Raw genomic sequence first — 229 nt, 5'->3', positions numbered from 1 at the left:
CGAATTGCCCCATTTCAAAACTTTTGCCTATATCAGTCAGCCCTGACAATGCGTTGCTTACCTTGTCTACAAGATTTTTCCCCATGGTGCTGCCTTTCGTCCAACCTTCAGAATAATCCATGAATTCTTTAGATTGAACGTATGTTACAAGGTCTGCTTTTGATTTTATTTCTGCAGATTTAGCAGCCAGCTTATCACGCAATGATGTAATTCCACTTGTTATATTCAC

The 229-nt window shown here is 39.3% G+C and carries 1 protein-coding gene; it reads right to left on the bottom strand.

Translation table 11 applies throughout. The features are described 5' to 3' along the window. The coding region (locus UU7_RS17895) for a hypothetical protein (RefSeq protein ID WP_202946814.1) at nt 1-202 on the bottom strand (202 nt) is incomplete at its 3' end. Between the last annotated feature and the right edge of the window lie 27 nt (nt 203-229).

This window comes from Rhodanobacter spathiphylli B39 (assembly GCF_000264295.1).
GTDB classification, from domain to species: Bacteria; Pseudomonadota; Gammaproteobacteria; order Xanthomonadales; family Rhodanobacteraceae; genus Rhodanobacter; species Rhodanobacter spathiphylli.
The sequence above is the reverse complement of the archived record's forward strand: the minus strand, read 5'-3'. Positions and strand labels throughout refer to the sequence as shown.